The organism is Marisediminitalea lipolytica (assembly GCF_001758465.1).
Classification (GTDB): domain Bacteria; phylum Pseudomonadota; class Gammaproteobacteria; order Enterobacterales; family Alteromonadaceae; genus Alteromonas; species Alteromonas lipolytica.
In genome coordinates this window covers 684,036-701,188 of record NZ_MJIC01000015.1, presented here as the reverse complement: position 1 = coordinate 701,188, position 17,153 = coordinate 684,036, and the positions used below count along the sequence as shown (strand labels likewise).

Sequence of the window (17,153 nt, the reverse complement as noted above, 5' to 3'; positions counted from 1 at the left end):
CGGTTGCCGTGTCCTTACTTAGTTATTGTCGGTGCTTAACAGTAAGGCCGACATAACCGCCGCCGGATACCGGGGCAACTAACTTAAAACATATTGCTTAATAAAGGGTATGACTATGCGTTCTATCGATCTATCTCCACTTTACCGTTCATTCATTGGTTCTGACCACCTGGCATCTTTAGTTGATGCAGCCAGCCGCGCCGAAAAGCAAAGCACTTATCCGCCTTACAACATTGAACTGCTGGCGGAAGACAAATACCGAATTACCATGGCGATTGCTGGGTTTAGTAAAGACGACATTAATATTGTGGTGGAAGACAACACCCTGTCGATTACTGGTACTAAAAACAGCGATAGCGATAAAACAGAACGTAAGTTCCTGCATAAAGGCATTTCAGAGCGTAATTTTGAGCGTAAGTTCCAGCTTGGCGACCACGTAAAAGTGCTCACTGCCGACCTGGAAAACGGCCTGCTCCATGTGGATCTGGAAAGAGTGATCCCGGAAGCTAAGAAGCCACGTAAGATAGAAATAGGTGGACGCATGTTCGATAACGAATAACGTTCCCCCTCACTTTGTGTTTTCAACCTTCGGCGCCTTCGGGCGCCGTTTTTATGCCCGCAGATTTTTAGGAAAGTAGTAAAGTCTCATTCTCAAATGGCAACTATCGCTGAAACTGCACTTACTTGTCACTGGTGATGAATATCCAAATTTAGAAATCTTCGAAGAAGATTTCGATCCCGATTTTTTTACAGCACCTTAATTTATCAAGGACGAGTCAAAATGAGAGAGCTTATGCTTCTGTGATGGCTTTTGTTAGTGCTTGTAGGCCCATAATCGCAATCATTCTCTTCATGTTGTAGGCAAGAACATGGAGACTCATCTCGGTACTGACGTTTTTGAATCGTCTTGTCAAAAAGTGAGTTGCGCCCATCCACATTTTGATCGTCCCGAAGGGATGCTAAACAGTTTGTTTTCTGATCAATGGTGTTTCGGGGGCGTTTGCGAGACGTTCTAGCATGGCCTCTGCTTCTGCTTCTGCTTCATGAATCCAGCGTTCCATATTTCTGGTTTTAAGCAATCTGGCTTCGGGATCGGTTAGTGATATATCCACTTCCCCTTTAATGGGACAGCTCTATGGTGAGAGTTTAAAAGAGTGATTGTTGAGACAGCGCCTCACTCATAATACTGATCGCGCGGGTTGTCGTGGCATTTTTGCGGGTCACTAAATAGATATCCCGGGAAGCTAGCGGTTTAATATTCACTATACGGATGCCTGGCACAGAGTTAATGATAGCCAGTTCCGGCAGAATACCAATGCCCAATTCGGCGGCAATCATCGAGTGCATTGAAAGATAGCTTTGTACTACGTTAACCACATTTGGTTCAAACCCGGCCTGGCGACACAATTGCTTGGTTTGCTCACGCAGGTACGTACCCTCTGGCTCCAGTATCCACTTTTCATCTTTTAGTTGCTCCATATGGATTTGCTTTTGTGTGGCGAGAGGATGCTGTTCACTCACTACAACCTTCAGGTCATCTGTACCGAGTTTAATTACCTGCCGGTGACTGGACTCCAGTAAATGTGGTTTTTCAGAATATGCCACTATGGCCACATCAAACTGATAGGTATCCAGAGCAGATAAGCTGCTCTCAGGCTCCATTTCGGTTAAACGGATCTGCAGTTTAGGATGAGTGCTGGACACCCTGACTGTGGCAGGGATCACAATTTTCTCCAGAGCACTGGTAAAAGCCGCTACTCTGACAGTGCCCTGAACGTCTTCGGCATTATCTTTTATCGAATGTTCAATGTCGGCTAACTGGTTTAATACAGGCCTGACTTTGTCCACCAATGCCAAGCCTTCGTGGGTTAATTGCACTTTTCGCCCGACTTTTTCAAATAAGATCAGAGTGGTTTCCTCTTCCAGCAAGCTCAGTTGCTGCGAGACAGTCGCAATACTGGTGTGCATGACTTCACTCACCCGTTGCATGGTGCCAAGGGTTTGAAATTGAACGAGTAGCTTTAGGCGCCAAATGTTGAGCATATAGAATCCTATTCAGCACTGTGTTTAGGGCAGTGGATAATACACACTATAATACTTCATAAAAAATGAACATATTCTTTAAAAACATTTGATTGTTTTAAATTGTCTGGCGCTTTAGATTCAAAACACTAACAAGTGTTTGATGAGCAGAACCAGAAATGATTGAACCGTTTGAGCAAAGACCGGATCCCTGGGGGGACACCCAACGACATGTAGGCCGGTATGGTGCACCTTATTTTGTACCGGAAGTCATTGATCGCGCTAAAGGGAGTTATATCTATACTGAAGAGGGGCGGAAAATTCTCGACTTTACCTCCGGGCAAATGTCTTCGACCCTTGGTCACTCGCATCCGGATGTGGTGGCAACCATGCGTGAGGCCTGCGACCGACTCGACCACCTGTTTAGTGGCATGTTATCGAGACCTAGCATTAACCTGTGTACTCACATCGCGCAAACCGTGCCCGATCCGCTTAATAAAGTAATCCCCTTATCAACGGGCTCAGAGGTTAATGAGGCCGCATTACGTATGGCAAAAATTGTGACCGGCAAATTTGAAGTCGTCTCGTTCAGTCGCTCCTGGCATGGTTTAACCGAAGCCGCCGGCGGAGCAACTTATTCTTCTGCGCGCAAAAATACCTATCCAACCGTACCCGGGCAACTGGCCATTCCAACACCTTACGAATATCGCCCGGATTTTGTTGATGAGCAGGGTAATCTCGACTGGCGTAAACAGCTGGATTATGGCTTTGAAATGGTCGATGCCCAGTCGGTTGGAAGCCTGGCGGCCTGCATTGTTGAGCCGATCCTGTCTGGCGGAGGGATCCTGGTGCCGCCTCCGGGTTACCTGGCTGCGCTAAAACAAAAATGCCACGAGCGCGGCATGCTGTTAATTTTTGACGAAGCGCAAACCAGTTTCGGACGCACCGGTAACTGGTATGGTTTTCAACATGATGATGTGACACCGGATATTCTGACGCTTTCTAAAACGTTAGGAGCAGGCTTACCGCTGGCAGCACTGGTCACCACAGACGAGATAGAGCAACAAGCTAAAGATAACGGATTTGTATTTTTCACCTCTCATGTTAACGACCCTTTGGTCGCGGCGGTAGGTTGTACGGTGATGAACGTCATTGAGCGGGATAACCTGATTCAGGAAACCCGCGAAAAAGGGGACTATCTGGCTAAAGCGCTTAAAGCAATGGTGGAAAAACATGAGGTCGTCGGCGATGCCAGAGGACGCGGGTTACTTCAGGGGATCGAAATTGTGCGGGATAAAAAGCGCAAGGAACGTTCAGAAGAAATAGGCGATCTGATTACACAAGAGTGCTTCAAGAGGGGTTTACATATGAATATAGTGTGCTTGCCGGGCATGGGCGGCGTGTTCAGAATCGCGCCACCACTTACGGTCACTTATGCCGAGCTGGATGAGGGGATCCAGATCCTGGATAACGCTATCAGTGAAGTTGAAAAAACCTTATTAAATTAGGCATTAAGCCCCTTGTTAACCCAACAACATCAACGCAGGATTTAACCCCATGGACACTATCATCACTACATTAAATGGCGTGCTGTGGGCTCCCCCGGTCGTGTATCTGATATTGGTACTGGGTCTGTTTTTTTCATTGCTTACCCGTTTTTGCCAGATCCGCTTAATTAAAGAAACCTGGTATCTTTTGCGGGATAGTCACGGTTCTGACGCTGGAGTATCTCCTTTGCAGGCGCTATGGATTTCGGTTGGCAGTCGGGTAGGTACGGGGAATATTGCCGGTGTAGTAACGGCCATTGCACTGGGCGGGCCGGGTGCGGTGTTCTGGATGTGGGTCGTTGCGTTTATCGGTGCGGCGAGTGCCTTTATGGAGTCGACACTGGCGCAAATATATAAAGTCAATTATGGCGGGCAGTATCGTGGCGGACCGGCTTTTTATATCGAAAAGGGAATCGGTTCTAAAGGGTTTGCCCGGTTATTTGCAGCGGCGGCTATTGTGGCTCTGGCTATTCTGTTGCCGCAGATTCAATCCAGTACAGCCGCGATGGCAATAGACAATGCCTTTGATATTGAGCCCGTAATAACGGGGAGCATATACACCCTGGTATTTGCGGTCGTCATATTGGGCGGGGTAAAACGCATCGCGCGTATCTCTCAGGTGGTGGTGCCTTTCATGGCCTTCGGCTACATTCTGGTTACTCTTTTCATGCTGGTGGTGAATAGTGAGTCGTTTCCAGCGGTAATGAGGTTGATCATCAGCAGCGCGTTTGCGGTGGATTCTACCTTTGGAGGTATTGTGGGGGCGGCTATTGGGTGGGGCGTTAAGCGAGGGATCTACTCTAATGAAGCTGGTATGGGGACTGCAGTACATCATGCGGGCGCGGCGGAGGTCTCACATCCGGTAAAACAGGGGCTGATTCAGGCGTTTTCTGTCTATATAGATACACTGTTTGTGTGCACAGGAACGGCTTTTATCATTTTATCGACCGGCATGTATAACACTTTCGCTGCCGATGGCTCATTACTGGTGAATAATCTTGAGGGCGTCGAAATGGGTCCGGCCTATGCTCAGGCTGCCATCGATACGGTTTTTGCCGGGGGTGGCTCAGCTTTCATTGCTGTTTCACTACTGTTTTTCACGTTTACCTCGGTGATTGCTTTCTTTTATATAGCTGAAACCAATCTGGCGTTTTTAATCCGGGGTAAAGGCTTTACGGTTGGCAACCTACTCTTAAAAGCGGTCATTATTCTGTGTACTTTTTACGGCGCTTCAATCACTGCGTCTGAAGCCTGGGCTATTGGTGATGTGGGAATGGGGTTAATTATCTGGATCAACTTTGTTGCCATGGTGATGTTAAGTAAGCCTGTGCTGATCGCATTAAAAGATTACGAACAGCAACGCAAGCGAGGAATTGAGCCGGTGTTTCATCCCGCTAAATTAGGGATAAATAACGCAGAATTTTGGGACAATCGCCTTCATGTCACTTCGCGATGTTGTGGTGAGTAGCCTCATCCAATCGCTGAAAGCAGCAGGGCTTAGCCTATTGCGGCGGCATGACTTTTAATAAATCCTGAATGCGCCCGTTGCAATAATGCGCAGCCTGAAGTTGAAGAGTAAAGCCCTCGCCGCCAGCAGCCAGCAGCCAGAAACCAGATGGACGATCCCGTAAAAACAACCTACATATTGCCTTTACAGCCAGAATACGTATAAGAACGATGAAAACTATAAAATTGAACGTAAACTTTTTCATCAGCCCTTTATAACGTGCTTTGATAAAGCCAAACTGACATTTAATGATGCGAAACGGGTGTTCAACTTTCGCCCGGATGCTGGCTTTTAAATATTCGATGTTGATGGCCGTTTTGTTTTTACGGGGATGCTTTTTCAGTGCCCGGACTTTACCGGGGCGTTCGGCAATCAGCCATTCCACATTCGTATCTTGCAACTTTCCCGTTTCTCTGCTCCCTGATAACCGGCATCGCCGGAAGCGAATTATTCTTCGCCATGCAACAGGTTGTGCAAATGATTCAGGTCATGCTTGTTAGCGGCGGTGGTCACCAGCGTATGGGTCAGGCCACTCTTGGCATCCACACCAATATGGGCTTTCATGCCGAAGTGCCATTCATTGCCTTTCTTGGTCTGATGCATATCCGGGATGCCGGCTTTGAAGTATTAAAACTGGCCTACCAACAAATCGCTAATAATGAACCAACCCACCAGGAAGTGCTTACAGCGTTAGCATCAGAGTTTCAATTGTCTTATCAGGCGTCGGTTAGAAAATACAACAGCTTGCTCAAGCAGAGTTCATTATAAGAAACACGATAGTGGTTGTTTTAACCACTATCGTTCAGCTGACTAATACCATTCGCTAACCTACAACGGACGCACCTCTAACGTCTGCTTCACGCTCAAAGCCCTCTAAGACAGTATGAAACTTTATTACTCTCCAACAAGATTACTGAATATTGGCAACCGCTTCGAGCTCTTCTCTGTCTAACACCCGAATAGACGTAGAGGTTGGCGTAGCAATCAGTCCGTCTCGCTTTAACTTGCTCAGGGAGCGACTCACGGTTTCCACCGTTAAACCTAAATAATCGGCAATATCGGCCCGGGTCATGGGTAGCTCGATACAGTCATAAGTCGCACCAGGAATTCGGTGTAGTAACTCGATAATCATAAAGCAAATACGCTCATAGGCTGTCATTTGCCCCAGCATGTAAAGCTGGTCGAAGGTGAGCTGCTGTACCAGTGCCCGGATAAACTTTAAGTTGGCTTTCAGCGATGGAATTTTTTCTGACAGCAAATACAAGTCACGGCGATTAAATTCGCACACCGATGCGCCTGATAAACAGCGAATGCCGTACTCGAAATAGGGCGAGTTGGATAACCCAATAAAATCGCCCGGAAACACAAACGCCAGCACCTGACGACGTCCGGCGGTAGAAATACGCTCTACCATAGCCACGCCAGACACCATATTAAATACGCGGTCAGACGGCGAATGCTGCATGCACAGGTATTGATGACGCTCCTGGATACGTAATCGCGAATGCTGAGCAAGATCCTGCAACTCGGCATCGGTGAGGTTTTTAAATAGCAAATACTGACTGTTTAGCGCACTGGTTGCTACCGGATTAGTAAGACTCAGCATGTTGGTAAACTCCTGATGGAAATACAACTGTTCTTAACAAGGAAAGACTTCATGTCTTGCCAGAATCGACGTTTCGTCGGGAAAGCTGAATAACACCGCTAAAGCTGTGCAAAAATCGTGCAGGTTTTTCTTATCGATTTATTATTTTTGACAAGATTGTCAGATTCGCTGCTTTTTTAAACGCTCAACATTAACATCATTTTTACGATAGAATTATTTTAATGATATATCAATAGTATAAATTAAATAAAAATGACCCTTTTGTGAATATTTAAAGAACGTGAAAATTGAATAGACGAAGATAAAAAACCAGATTTAGCAAAGCGTATGACAACTGCACCACCACTAACGCGACTTACTGGCCGATATCGGTGCACCCTCGCACAACAACGGCGCAAAAAAAAGGTAGTCAGTGTGACTACCTTTCTGGCAAAGGGAGACTATCCGATTAATCGTTACTCAAACAAATAGGAAACCGATAAACGCCACATGCGTGGATCCGCCATAAAGCGCGGCTGTACCACACTGAAACCAAATCCGGTAAACCAGTATTTCTCGTCGGTCAGGTTTTTACCAGCCAGTTTTACCGTCCAGTTTTCATATTCATAAGACATGTAGGCATCGTAGAGTGTCAGTGCCGGAACATGGCCAATCTCTGCGTTATCCGCCGTTGAATAGTAATCACCTCGGCGGTTCATGTTAGCGCCAACACTAAACACACCATCGCCAATGTCTATGGTGTAATCGCCACCGGCAGCATACTGATAATCAAAAGCACCGGTCATGCTGTTACCCAGCAGCGCACCTGAAGGCTGCCCTTCGGAAGCATAGGTATTCGTGTATTCGTTAGACTGATAAACCCCATTGGCCCACAACGAGAATTCGCTGCTGACGCGGTACTGCACTTCCGCTTCAAGCCCTTTATGTTCGGCATCGTAGTTTTCGGCAATAAACACACCTTCGTTAGTCACAACACCTTGTTGCAGTTTCTCGTAGTCATTGAAAAACGCTGACAGGTTGACCCGCAGGCGACCTTTCATCCAGTCTGACTTTAAGCCCACTTCGTAGGCATCCATTAACTGCATGGCCACCACCGTGTTAAGCGCATCTGCGGTGCTGGCCAGTCCGTTATAACCGCCGGCTTTAAAGCCACCGGTATAGCTGGCGAAGATCAGCATCTTGTCATCTACTTTGTAGTCCACACCCAGTTTTGGCGTAAAACGGCTAAAGTCGTCATCGCGGGATACCACCGTGCCGCTAACTAATGCATCCAGCTGTTTATCATCCTTGGTGTAACGTCCGCCCAGAGTCACATCCAGCTGTTCGCTGGCGTGCCAGGTAACCTGACCAAATCCGGCATAGCTATCGGTAGTGATGTTAAATTCGGTATAACCCGGTGCAAAAAACAGCATGCTGTTAATGTATTGCGAGCCCGACTCATTAAAGTAATACAAACCACCAATGTAGCTCAGGTCACCATCCAGAATATCGCCCTGTAACTGCATTTCCTGAGTAAAGGAGTCCTGATCACTGGCCGACTCGCGGTAGAACAGCTCAATAGGCTGGTCACCAGGCATACCCAGAAATGCAGGCTGCACACCACCAGAAAAACCCACCGCCCAGTCGTCTTTCAGCTTGTTCCATGCTGTTATGGTAACCAGCTCGGTCGTTTCGTTCAGCGCTGCGGTTACCTTCAGATTGGCACCATACTGCTTATCTGATGTATCTGATTCTTCCGGTGATGAAACCCGGTCGATGCTGCCGGATACAAACGGAATGTCAGCATAAGGCTGGTTCATTTGGGTAGGATCCAGCGCTGATGCATGCAAACCATCACTGTCGTAATCAGTGTAATAAGCTTTAAAACGAATATCGTAACCTTCACCAACGTAATACAGGTCGCCCTGCATACCAGCAAAGCGTTCTTCGCCTACGTCTTTGTTTAGGGTTTCGTTGTACTGGCGGCCGCCATCGCGGTCGCGGTACATGGCAGAAAAGCCACCGCGCAGCGCACCGTCATCGGTTAACGCACCACTTACCACCAGCTTGTTGTACACTTCGTTCCAGCTACCCACACCGGCTTCGTTTTTAAAACGAAACAGTTCATCCGGGGTACGGGAAACAAATTTTACCGCACCGGCAGAGCTGTTACGGCCATACAAAGTACCTTGCGGACCGCGCAGTACTTCAATGCGTTCCAGATCCAGCATTTCGATAAACGAGGCCGCCGAGCGTGGTTGATATACGTCATCAATGTAAATACCCACTTCAGCTTCAGAGGTAATAATTGCCGTATCGCGCACACCACCACCACGCACGTAAGGAGCGATACTGGCGCTACCACCGGTTACCGGCTGAATGGTTACGTTAGGCGCTACCTGACTTAAATCTTTAGCGTTATCGATTTGCATACGCTCAATGTCGCGTGCACTCAGGGCAGTTATCGACACCGGTGCACTTTGCACGCTCTGCGCTTTGCGCTGGGCGGTAACCGTAATATTTTCGATTGCGAGTTCGTCCTCTTCCGTTGCCTGAGCATGCGAAGTTAACGGCATCAGGCCAAGTAGGGAGGTAGAAATCAGAAAAGCTAGCCTGGTTTGTTTCATGGTCTTGTTTCCTCAGTAAGTCAACGCGTTATCGCTGTCTTTGCATGAACCGAACGACTTTTGAGGCTTTATACTGCGTGCCAGCTACGACACTAAAAGCAACGTTTATTATTTGAATTGGGGTTCGGTGCGGTGCCGTTTTGACATCCGTTAAACAGACATTAAGGGCTGAGACAGAGGATTGACCATGACAAATGTCAAGAGATTCTAAGGCGGGGAACAGACACAAAAAGAGGCCTGAACGGTTGACAAAACGCATCAACCGCGCAGACCTCTTTAAACACTAAAGGCTATTCAGCTACGGCTAAATACTGCTGAATGCCGCCTCTATGAGTGCCAAAACTGACGTTGCAACCACAACGCTATACGCATTTTGATCCCGGCATAAGGATTTTAGCCATTTGCAAAACGCCACCGATTTCCCGGCTCTTAACATCATCACCATATCATTCTCCACAAACTGTATTTATTTATCTTTTTTATTGTTGATAAGAGTGGTCCTTAACCCACGGATTATCTCCACTGGCTGGCACTCTCATAATCCATCATAGAAATCACCAAAGGACTCATCCTTGATAATTATCAATGCGATTAAAAATTGGCCTATCTACTCTGATTAGCACAGGCTCACAGTGAAATTCGCCCCGGCGAGGCATTTCCGGTCTGCAACGAATAACTGATTAATAACAAAAATAATCAACGTATTGATTGAAAACACAAGTGAACGAAAGTTCGGAGGAAGCATTATGTCTGGCAAAAGTTTAAAAACTGTTTTGCTCGCAACAGGTGTAGCATTTGCACTGTCTCCTATTGCTGCGTCAGTAGCCGCAGAGGTGAATAAAAACAATGATTTCGAAAAAATTACGGTTAAAGCCCGTAAGCGTGACGAAAGCATTATCGAAGTACCACTGTCGGTTAAAGCGTTTACCGCAGACGATTTGGAAGAAGCCGGACTGGCCGAACTTGAGTCACTGGCCGACTTTACCCCTAACCTTGATTTCCAGAACATGGGTAACTCCCAGCCAGGCCGTTTAAACTCTGTTATTCGTTTCCGTGGTATGGATATGACTATCAGTACTCCGGCTAACCAAACCGGTGGCTTTTTTGTTGATGCAGTAAACATTCTGGGTGGTGCAAGCTCAGTGTCTTTTACTGACATTGCCCAGGTAGAAGTTATTCGTGGTCCGCAGCCAGTTTACTTTGGTCGTGGTACTTTTGGTGGTGCAATCAACTACACCACTGTTACACCACAAGACGAATTTTCCGGTCAGATTTCTGCATCGTACAGCCCGACTTTCGGTAGCAACGACATGAACGTGTACGTTGAAGGTGCACTGACTGATTCAATCAATGCCCGTTTAACCGCATTCACCCGCACTCAGGGTGCACCATTTACCGCTAACGATGGCGGCGCTTTAGGTGAAGAAACCACTGATGGTCTGTCGTTAATCCTGGCGATTAACCCGAATGACAAACTGTCTATTAAAACCCGTTTAGCCTACTCTGAAGACGACGACGGCGCGCCTTCTGCTATGGCGCTTTCTTACGCCAATATCGGTAACGTGCCAGTAGGTTCAGCCATTACACTGCCTACCAATGCCGGCGATTTTACTACTGCATTCAGCCACGCCTGGTTGCAGGGTGACGTGCCTTACTTCAGCCCAAGCACCAACACTGGCTTTTACGATATCAGCATTGCTAATGCCTATTTCTTTGAAGATCAATCAGCAAACGGTATTGGCGATGGCACTTATCACCTGAGCGATTTACTGGCTGAACGCCCGGAGTCTGGTGATACCCCGTCGCTAAACCGCATTGGTCTGCGTTCTGATTTGTTAGCATTTTCAACGGATGTAACTTACTACATTAGCGACGACCTGACTTTCAGTGGCCTGCTGGGTTACAACAAAAAAGACTCTACGCAAATTCGTGACGCTGACCAAACTGATATCCAGGCCTGGACACTGTCTACTTACCTGGAGCTTGAATCATGGTCTGCCGAAGCGCGTTTAAACTTTGATAACGCGGGTCCGTTACGCTGGATGATCGGCGCCAACTTCTCTGAAATCGATCAGATGGGTGACGTTGACGGTGGTTGGAACGTTTGGGATGGCCTGTACAGTGCCTATGCACCATTCTACGGTGCCGATCAAACCTTCCTGCTGGGTTACGGTTTATCAACCGGCGGTAATGGTCTGGATGTGACCAACGTGAAAACAGCCGCGGTATTCGGCTCGGTAGAATACGACATTACTGACATGGTTACCGTGGTTGCGGAAGGCCGTTATCAGCGTGATGAATCCTACTCTCAACAGGGTGCAACCACTTCTACACTGGGTGAAAAAGTTGAGCTTAGCTACAACGACTTCCTGCCTCGTGTAAGCGTAATTGTAAGCCCGGATGACAACACTAATGTATTCCTGTCATACTCAGAAGCCGTACTGCCTGGTTTCTTCAACGATACCCTGGCAAGCCTTGACGCTGCTGACTTAGCTTACGCACAAAGCCTGTATCCAGAACTTGAAGTTGAAGTGGATCAGGAAAAACTGAAAGCCTACGAATTAGGCTTTAAGCAATCAGCACTGGACGGCGCTCTGTGGTACTCAGTTGTTGCTTTTTATCAGGAATGGGATAACCAGAAATCTTCGGGTCAGTTCCCGCAGTTTACTAACCCTGAAACAGGTTATACTTCACCAATCTTCCTGATAGCCACTACCACAGGTTCGAGCACCCAGACCGGTATCGAAACTGAAGGCCGCTGGATGATCACCGATAACCTGAACGTGCAGTTTGCCTATGGTTATGTTGAAAGTGAATACGACAACTACACCTCTAATGCCCTGCGCAGCGCATTAGGTTTACCTCGCGGTACCTTCCTGCTGGCTAACGGTAACACGCTGCCTCGTTCACCTAAGCACAGTGCAGCAATTGGTCTGACTTACTCTGATGACCTGACTGCTGAGTGGGGTTACTCTGCGCGTCTGGATACCACTTACCGCAGCGAAACTTTCGCCGATGAGCTGAACCTGACTACCATTGAAGGTTACACGCTGACTAACTTCCGTCTGAGCTTTGAAAACAACGACGGTTTAGCCTTAGAAGTGTTCTGCACTAACTGTCTGGACAAAGATGGCTGGGCGACGGGTCGTCGTTCTACCGACTTTACTCACCCTCTGTTTGCAGCGACCGCAGCAGTTGTTGACCCAATTACACCACGTGAAGTTGGTGTGCGCTTCCGTTACGATTTCTAATTCGTCAACGTAAGTAAAAAAACTTAAAAGCGGCTTATCCTTTGGATAATGCCGCTTTTTGCTTTATTTTATTAGCGTCAGGGAGTTTCCCTGACGTTCACCCTACAAGGAGCGTTTTATGATTAAATCTCTTATTCGTTCAGTTTCGCTATTTTCACTGTTAGCGTGCAGTACTGCGTCGATGGCAGCTATTGAAGTAAGCAGTAAAGCAGCCCCGGATGGCAGCGTGTTAACTCAGTCACAGGTGTTTGCCGGTTTTGGCTGTAGTGGTCAGAACATCTCACCGGATCTTAGCTGGTCAGCCGGGCCGCAAGGCACCAAAAGTTATGCTGTTACCATGTACGACCCCGACGCACCAACCGGTTCCGGATGGTGGCATTGGGTAGTATATAACTTGCCGGCCTCAACGTTGTCGTTGCCAGTGGGTGCTGGTACGCCTGATGGCGCTAAGCTGCCCGCTGGGGCCGTACAGGGTAAAACAGACTTTGGTGGCCCAGGGTTTGGTGGCGCTTGTCCACCACCAGGAGATAAACCCCATCGTTATATCGTAACGGTGTATGCACTGGGCACAGAAAAAATCGAAGTGGCGGCCGACTCAACCGGCGCTATGGTAGGCTTTATGATCCACGCCAATATGCTGGATAAAGGCAGCATTACCACTACCTATTCCCGCTAACGGAAAACCTATGGCTGGTGGTGTATCTTCTTATACACACCACTGGCCGCAACAATAAGCTTGTCATCAGCCAGCACTTCACCACGCACAAACAGTAAATCCCGAGTTTCGCGCAGCACACTGGCCTTGCCGGTAAGGGTATCGCCCGCTCTGGCAGCCGCCAGATACTGCAATTGTAGATCGATAGTCGGACAAACTGCGTTGTCAGGCAGTTGCGCAAGCGCACTGACATAAAACACATAATCGACAAACGCGCTAAGTAGCCCGCCATGCACAAAACCCTCAGGGTTAGTATGCCGCTCATCAACAAACAAATAGCAGTCAGTCCCACTACTAAACACCGGCCCAAACAGAGCCGTAAATCCTTGTTGGGCAGGGCCAGCTTTTAGCCCCTGTTTAGCGGCGCGATCATGTGCCGCAGCTATCAGTACGTCGAAATCGAAGTCGCTCATACCATATCCAGATTAAGGGTAGACAGTTCCTTGCGCGTTTGATCCCGCAAAATCTCCATGGTTTTACCATGGGGAACCGGGCGGCGTGTTGCCGGGTCTACCTGAACAAAGACAATATCATCGGCCAGACAAATCGTGGTTTTGGTGGCCTTGTTACGCACCAGACAGCTCACTGTAATGGATGTTCTGCCTACCGCTTTGGTGGTTAAACCAAATTCCACCACATCCCCTTGCAAAGCAGGACTTTCAAATGCAATGGCGCCCATGTGCTTGGTTACCAGGCTGTTAGTTTCAAGCTGACAAGAAGCATAGATCGCTGCCTCTTCGTCAATCCATTCTAACGCACGGCCACCAAATAACGCATTGGCATAATTTAAATCATTGGGCATGACTAATCGGCGAGTTAAAAACCGCATAATTAAAACTCCTATTTTGTTTAATTGTTATAACTATATATCATATTAGATTAAATAGGGTATGCAACGGTTTTTTTCTTGTCTAAGCACAAGTATAAATCATGAACGGAAAGTGCACTCCATTAAAACATCCGCTGCTCCAATGTGGGGCAAACGCCCCAAATAAATACATTGACATATCATTATAACTTTAACATTATAATAACAAACCATTGTGAAGAAGGCGGTTTATCTGGATCGGCGCAAAAGATCTGGATCTGGCGCAAATATTGCTATTTTATTCTTGAGTAAACTGTAGCAGGCCTGGTAGTAAGGGTTGCCACAAAACAGAGGTAATACGGCTATGTCGACTATTTTTATCCCTAAACATATTCGCCCGATGCATGGACGCCTCGCGTATAACGACTGTGCACTCTTTCACGATATGACCAACGTTGAGTTGGATACCCTGGAGAGCTGTGCGGACCAAACTAAATGTAATGCCGGTGATTACCTGTTCCGCCAAAATGCGCCTTCTGATCACGTCTACAATGTGATTAGCGGTACTGTCGCCATTGAGCGCGTTTCTAACAATGGCCGCCGTCAGGTTCTGGGCTTTTTATTTCCTGGTGACTTTTTAGGTATCACCAACTCAGCCCACTACGACTACGCCGTGCGTAGCCTGACCAAAACAGAGCTGTACAAATTTAACCGCAAACGCCTGTACACGCTGGCCGATGAATTACCGCACCTGAAAACCAATATTGCCGAGATTAGCTCGCGTATTTTTAACCGGATCCTCGACCAACTGTATATTCTTGGACAAAAGAAAGCACACGAGCGTTTATGCTTTTTGTTTATGCAGTTATTAGAACGTTTACCCGGTGCCCGCCCGGATCGGGTCGAGTTATATATGACCCGTCAGGATATGGCTGATTACCTGGGCCTGACCATTGAAACAGTAAGCCGCTCTCTGGCCAAGTTAAAAGCCGATGGATTAATCGCTTTTCCTCAGCTTAACGTGCTGCAAATACTTGATATCGCAAAAGTCAGTGAACTTGCTGATACCTGATGGTCTAATTATTTAACAGCCAAAAAGGAGTCTGCGTGACTCCTTTTTCGTTCCATCTTAGCTAACTTGACAATAATCAATGCTGCACCGATTTCATGCCCATAGGATGCAGTAATGGGAATTCTGGCGCTAAGCCGCCACAGCAAAGAGATGCCTGCATTATGAGCAAATCGAACCAATTTAACCGACGTCAGTTTTTACAAGCCAGTGGCGCAATTTTAGGGGCCAGCATGCTGTCGCCCATGAGCTGGGCCGCAGCTAAAACCGACGTCATTGTAATCGGCGCGGGCCTGTCTGGCTTGTATGCTGCCGACCTGCTCGAGCAAGCAGGCTTATCGGTAAAAGTCCTGGAAGGACGCGATCGCATTGGTGGTCGTTTGCATACCCTTAACGAAGTCCCCGGCGCGCCCGAAGCGGGCGGCCAAACTATTGGGCCAAACTATGGCCGCATGATTTACGTTGCCGCCAAAAACGGCGTGCCGCTGCATAACGTTAACTTTATGCTGGGCAATGAGCCGGTTCGCCAGATTATTCATGCTGGTGGCCAGCGTATTCTGCCAACCGAATGGGCTACAGCGCCACAAAACCCGTTTCCTGAAGCCTACAAATCAGTTTTACCAGACCGCCTGCTGAACACCGTTATGGGTATGCCGCCCTTCGATGCCAGCAACGCCTGGTTAAATCCTGAATTTGCCAAGCTCGACTACCCGGTTGCCGACTTGTTTAAAGCCAAAGGCATTAATCAGGCGTCTATCGACATTGCCGGCATCAGCAATAACTACGGCCCCAGGCTGGAAGAAGCCTCGTTACTGTTTTTACACCGTAATAATGCCATTGTGATGCAATCTATGCGCACACCAGGCGGACTTAAAATGGCTAATGGCGGTAACCAGCGCGTGCCCGAAGCCATGGCCAGAAACTTAAAAGGTGATGTTCGCTTAAACTCAGTCGTCAGCAAAATTGCTAAAGCCGGCGCAAACTATACCGTGACCTGCGCCGATGGCAGTGAACATTCAGCCAAATATGTAATTGCAGCGGTACCTTTTGCAACTTTACGCAATGTGGATATTCAGGTACCCCTGCCTGCAATCCAGCAAGAAGCTATCCAGCAGCTGGCCTATGGCAAGGTATATCAGGCTCACTTTGCAGTTGAAACACCGTTCTGGGAAGGAAAAGGATTCTTGCCAAATGTGTGGTCTGACTCGGTAATCGAGCGCGTATTTGCCAGCGACCCAAGTAACGTTGGCCGCATAACCAACCTCACTGTCTGGATAAATGGTAAAGGTGCCGACATGATTGCTCAGCTTTCACAAAAAGAAGCCGAGGCAAAAATCATTAAATCGTTCTACGAAGCACTGCCAGAAGCCAAAGGCGCTGTGCGCTTCGTTAAAACCTATACCTGGACCAATCAGGCCATGTCAAAAGGCAGCTTTGCAGTATGGCACCCGGGCCAGTTAGCGCGCTATGCGAATACCATGGCTCTGCCAGCCGATAACCTGCATTTTGCCGGCGAACATACGGCACAATGGGGCTCTGGTATGGAGGGTGCACTGGAGTCGGGTGAACGCGCTGCCAACGAAATAATAGCTAAAATTAGTGCTTAAGCACTAGAGACTGTCTATTTGAGAAAATTGTACGATACTAATTGTGCAGCGTAATGTTTTGGAGTGAATATGAAAATAGTAAAAATAACTGCTCTGGCCGCCTTCCTGGGGCTGTCACTGGGTACTGCTAATGCAGCAGATATCGAAAAAGGTAAAGCGTTGTCTGGTCAGTGTGCCGCTTGTCACGGTGCCGAAGGTATCAGCCATAGTCCAATGTGGCCAAACCTTGCGGGTCAGAAAGCCGCATACCTGGAAAAGCAACTTAAAGATTTTCGCGGCGATGTACGCAAAGATCCCATGATGAGCATGATGGCTAAGCCATTGTCTGACGAAGATATTGCCAACCTGGCTGCCTATTTCTCGTCTTTATAATTATTTTACGGGTCCGGCCAGCCATGGCCGGACTTTCTCAAAC

General features: G+C 47.8%; 13 protein-coding genes and 2 pseudogenes. 8 read left to right on the top strand and 7 right to left on the bottom strand.

The genetic code is table 11. The features are described from left to right. Positions 1 to 115: 115 nt before the first annotated feature. A complete protein-coding gene (locus BFC17_RS17600; protein ID WP_070177785.1) occupies positions 116 to 559 on the top strand; it encodes an Hsp20 family protein in 444 nt (147 codons plus the stop codon). Between the two features lie 232 nt (positions 560 to 791). Here the strand turns inward: BFC17_RS17600 and BFC17_RS22330 are convergent. Beyond that, positions 792 to 1,073, bottom strand: a pseudogene (locus BFC17_RS22330) (IS5/IS1182 family transposase); the annotation flags it as partial. A gap of 73 nt (positions 1,074 to 1,146) precedes the next feature. Then, positions 1,147 to 2,043, bottom strand: a complete 897-nt coding sequence (locus BFC17_RS17595; RefSeq protein ID WP_070177784.1) for a LysR family transcriptional regulator — start codon at positions 2,041 to 2,043, stop codon at positions 1,147 to 1,149. 158 nt (positions 2,044 to 2,201) lie between these two features. Between BFC17_RS17595 and BFC17_RS17590 the strand changes: the two genes are divergently transcribed. Together BFC17_RS17590 and BFC17_RS17585 are read left to right on the top strand one after the other, a co-directional pair. Continuing rightward, positions 2,202 to 3,530: an aspartate aminotransferase family protein gene (locus tag BFC17_RS17590; RefSeq protein WP_070177783.1), complete on the top strand. Its 1,329-nt coding sequence runs from the start codon at positions 2,202 to 2,204 to the stop codon at positions 3,528 to 3,530. A 49-nt stretch (positions 3,531 to 3,579) separates the two neighbouring features. Beyond that, positions 3,580 to 5,037: an alanine/glycine:cation symporter family protein gene (locus BFC17_RS17585; RefSeq protein ID WP_070177782.1), complete on the top strand. Its 1,458-nt coding sequence runs from the start codon at positions 3,580 to 3,582 to the stop codon at positions 5,035 to 5,037. A gap of 238 nt (positions 5,038 to 5,275) precedes the next feature. Here the strand turns inward: BFC17_RS17585 and BFC17_RS22190 are convergent. The 3 genes and pseudogenes from BFC17_RS22190 to BFC17_RS17565 all read right to left on the bottom strand — a co-directional run. Further along, positions 5,276 to 5,685 (bottom strand): annotated as a pseudogene (locus tag BFC17_RS22190) (IS5 family transposase); the annotation flags it as partial. A 301-nt stretch (positions 5,686 to 5,986) separates the two neighbouring features. Further along, positions 5,987 to 6,682 (bottom strand): Crp/Fnr family transcriptional regulator, encoded by a 696-nt coding sequence (locus BFC17_RS17570; RefSeq protein ID WP_070177780.1) that lies wholly within the window; start codon positions 6,680 to 6,682, stop codon positions 5,987 to 5,989. 455 nt (positions 6,683 to 7,137) lie between these two features. After that, complete coding sequence (locus BFC17_RS17565; RefSeq protein ID WP_070177779.1) at positions 7,138 to 9,288, bottom strand: TonB-dependent receptor; 2,151 nt, start codon at positions 9,286 to 9,288, stop codon at positions 7,138 to 7,140. A 746-nt stretch (positions 9,289 to 10,034) separates the two neighbouring features. On the opposite strand from BFC17_RS17565, the gene BFC17_RS17560 reads away from it, so the two are divergent. Next, on the top strand, positions 10,035 to 12,539 hold the full coding sequence (locus tag BFC17_RS17560; protein ID WP_070177778.1) for a TonB-dependent receptor: 2,505 nt from the start codon (positions 10,035 to 10,037) through the stop codon (positions 12,537 to 12,539). A 118-nt stretch (positions 12,540 to 12,657) separates the two neighbouring features. Beyond that, complete coding sequence (locus BFC17_RS17555; RefSeq protein ID WP_139142115.1) at positions 12,658 to 13,215, top strand: YbhB/YbcL family Raf kinase inhibitor-like protein; 558 nt, start codon at positions 12,658 to 12,660, stop codon at positions 13,213 to 13,215. 8 nt (positions 13,216 to 13,223) lie between these two features. Here the strand turns inward: BFC17_RS17555 and BFC17_RS17550 are convergent, their stop codons facing one another. Together BFC17_RS17550 and BFC17_RS17545 are read right to left on the bottom strand one after the other, a co-directional pair. Then, complete coding sequence (locus BFC17_RS17550) at positions 13,224 to 13,667, bottom strand: PaaI family thioesterase (protein ID WP_070177777.1); 444 nt, start codon at positions 13,665 to 13,667, stop codon at positions 13,224 to 13,226. Further along, a complete protein-coding gene (locus BFC17_RS17545; RefSeq protein WP_070177776.1) occupies positions 13,664 to 14,083 on the bottom strand; it encodes an acyl-CoA thioesterase in 420 nt (139 codons plus the stop codon). The genes BFC17_RS17550 and BFC17_RS17545 overlap by 4 nt, the downstream gene beginning before the upstream one ends. A 343-nt stretch (positions 14,084 to 14,426) precedes the next feature. Here BFC17_RS17545 and BFC17_RS17540 point away from each other — a divergent pair, with 343 nt between their 5' ends. From BFC17_RS17540 to BFC17_RS17530, 3 genes are all read left to right on the top strand, one after another. Further along, positions 14,427 to 15,134: a Crp/Fnr family transcriptional regulator gene (locus BFC17_RS17540; protein WP_070177775.1), complete on the top strand. Its 708-nt coding sequence runs from the start codon at positions 14,427 to 14,429 to the stop codon at positions 15,132 to 15,134. A 161-nt stretch (positions 15,135 to 15,295) separates the two neighbouring features. Continuing rightward, positions 15,296 to 16,738, top strand: coding sequence for a flavin monoamine oxidase family protein (locus tag BFC17_RS17535; protein ID WP_070177774.1), 1,443 nt, complete (start codon positions 15,296 to 15,298; stop codon positions 16,736 to 16,738). A gap of 69 nt (positions 16,739 to 16,807) precedes the next feature. Next, the gene (locus tag BFC17_RS17530; protein ID WP_070177773.1) at positions 16,808 to 17,110 is read left to right on the top strand and encodes a c-type cytochrome; all 303 of its coding nucleotides are present in this window, start codon (positions 16,808 to 16,810) and stop codon (positions 17,108 to 17,110) included. The last annotated feature ends 43 nt before the right edge of the window (positions 17,111 to 17,153 follow it).

Bases quoted from the DNA above. Each gene is read 5' to 3' on its own strand.
- BFC17_RS17540 (WP_070177775.1), top strand. From the start codon at position 14,427: ATGTCGACTATTTTTATCCCTAAACATATTCGCCCGATGCATGGACGC.
- BFC17_RS17595 (WP_070177784.1), bottom strand. From the start codon at position 2,043: ATGCTCAACATTTGGCGCCTAAAGCTACTCGTTCAATTTCAAACCCTT.
- BFC17_RS17590 (WP_070177783.1), top strand. From the start codon at position 2,202: ATGATTGAACCGTTTGAGCAAAGACCGGATCCCTGGGGGGACACCCAA.
- BFC17_RS17535 (WP_070177774.1), top strand. From the start codon at position 15,296: ATGAGCAAATCGAACCAATTTAACCGACGTCAGTTTTTACAAGCCAGT.
- BFC17_RS17585 (WP_070177782.1), top strand. From the start codon at position 3,580: ATGGACACTATCATCACTACATTAAATGGCGTGCTGTGGGCTCCCCCG.
- BFC17_RS17555 (WP_139142115.1), top strand. From the start codon at position 12,658: ATGATTAAATCTCTTATTCGTTCAGTTTCGCTATTTTCACTGTTAGCG.
- BFC17_RS17545 (WP_070177776.1), bottom strand. From the start codon at position 14,083: ATGCGGTTTTTAACTCGCCGATTAGTCATGCCCAATGATTTAAATTAT.
- BFC17_RS17530 (WP_070177773.1), top strand. From the start codon at position 16,808: ATGAAAATAGTAAAAATAACTGCTCTGGCCGCCTTCCTGGGGCTGTCA.
- BFC17_RS17570 (WP_070177780.1), bottom strand. From the start codon at position 6,682: ATGCTGAGTCTTACTAATCCGGTAGCAACCAGTGCGCTAAACAGTCAG.
- BFC17_RS17560 (WP_070177778.1), top strand. From the start codon at position 10,035: ATGTCTGGCAAAAGTTTAAAAACTGTTTTGCTCGCAACAGGTGTAGCA.
- BFC17_RS17600 (WP_070177785.1), top strand. From the start codon at position 116: ATGCGTTCTATCGATCTATCTCCACTTTACCGTTCATTCATTGGTTCT.
- BFC17_RS17565 (WP_070177779.1), bottom strand. From the start codon at position 9,288: ATGAAACAAACCAGGCTAGCTTTTCTGATTTCTACCTCCCTACTTGGC.
- BFC17_RS17550 (WP_070177777.1), bottom strand. From the start codon at position 13,667: ATGAGCGACTTCGATTTCGACGTACTGATAGCTGCGGCACATGATCGC.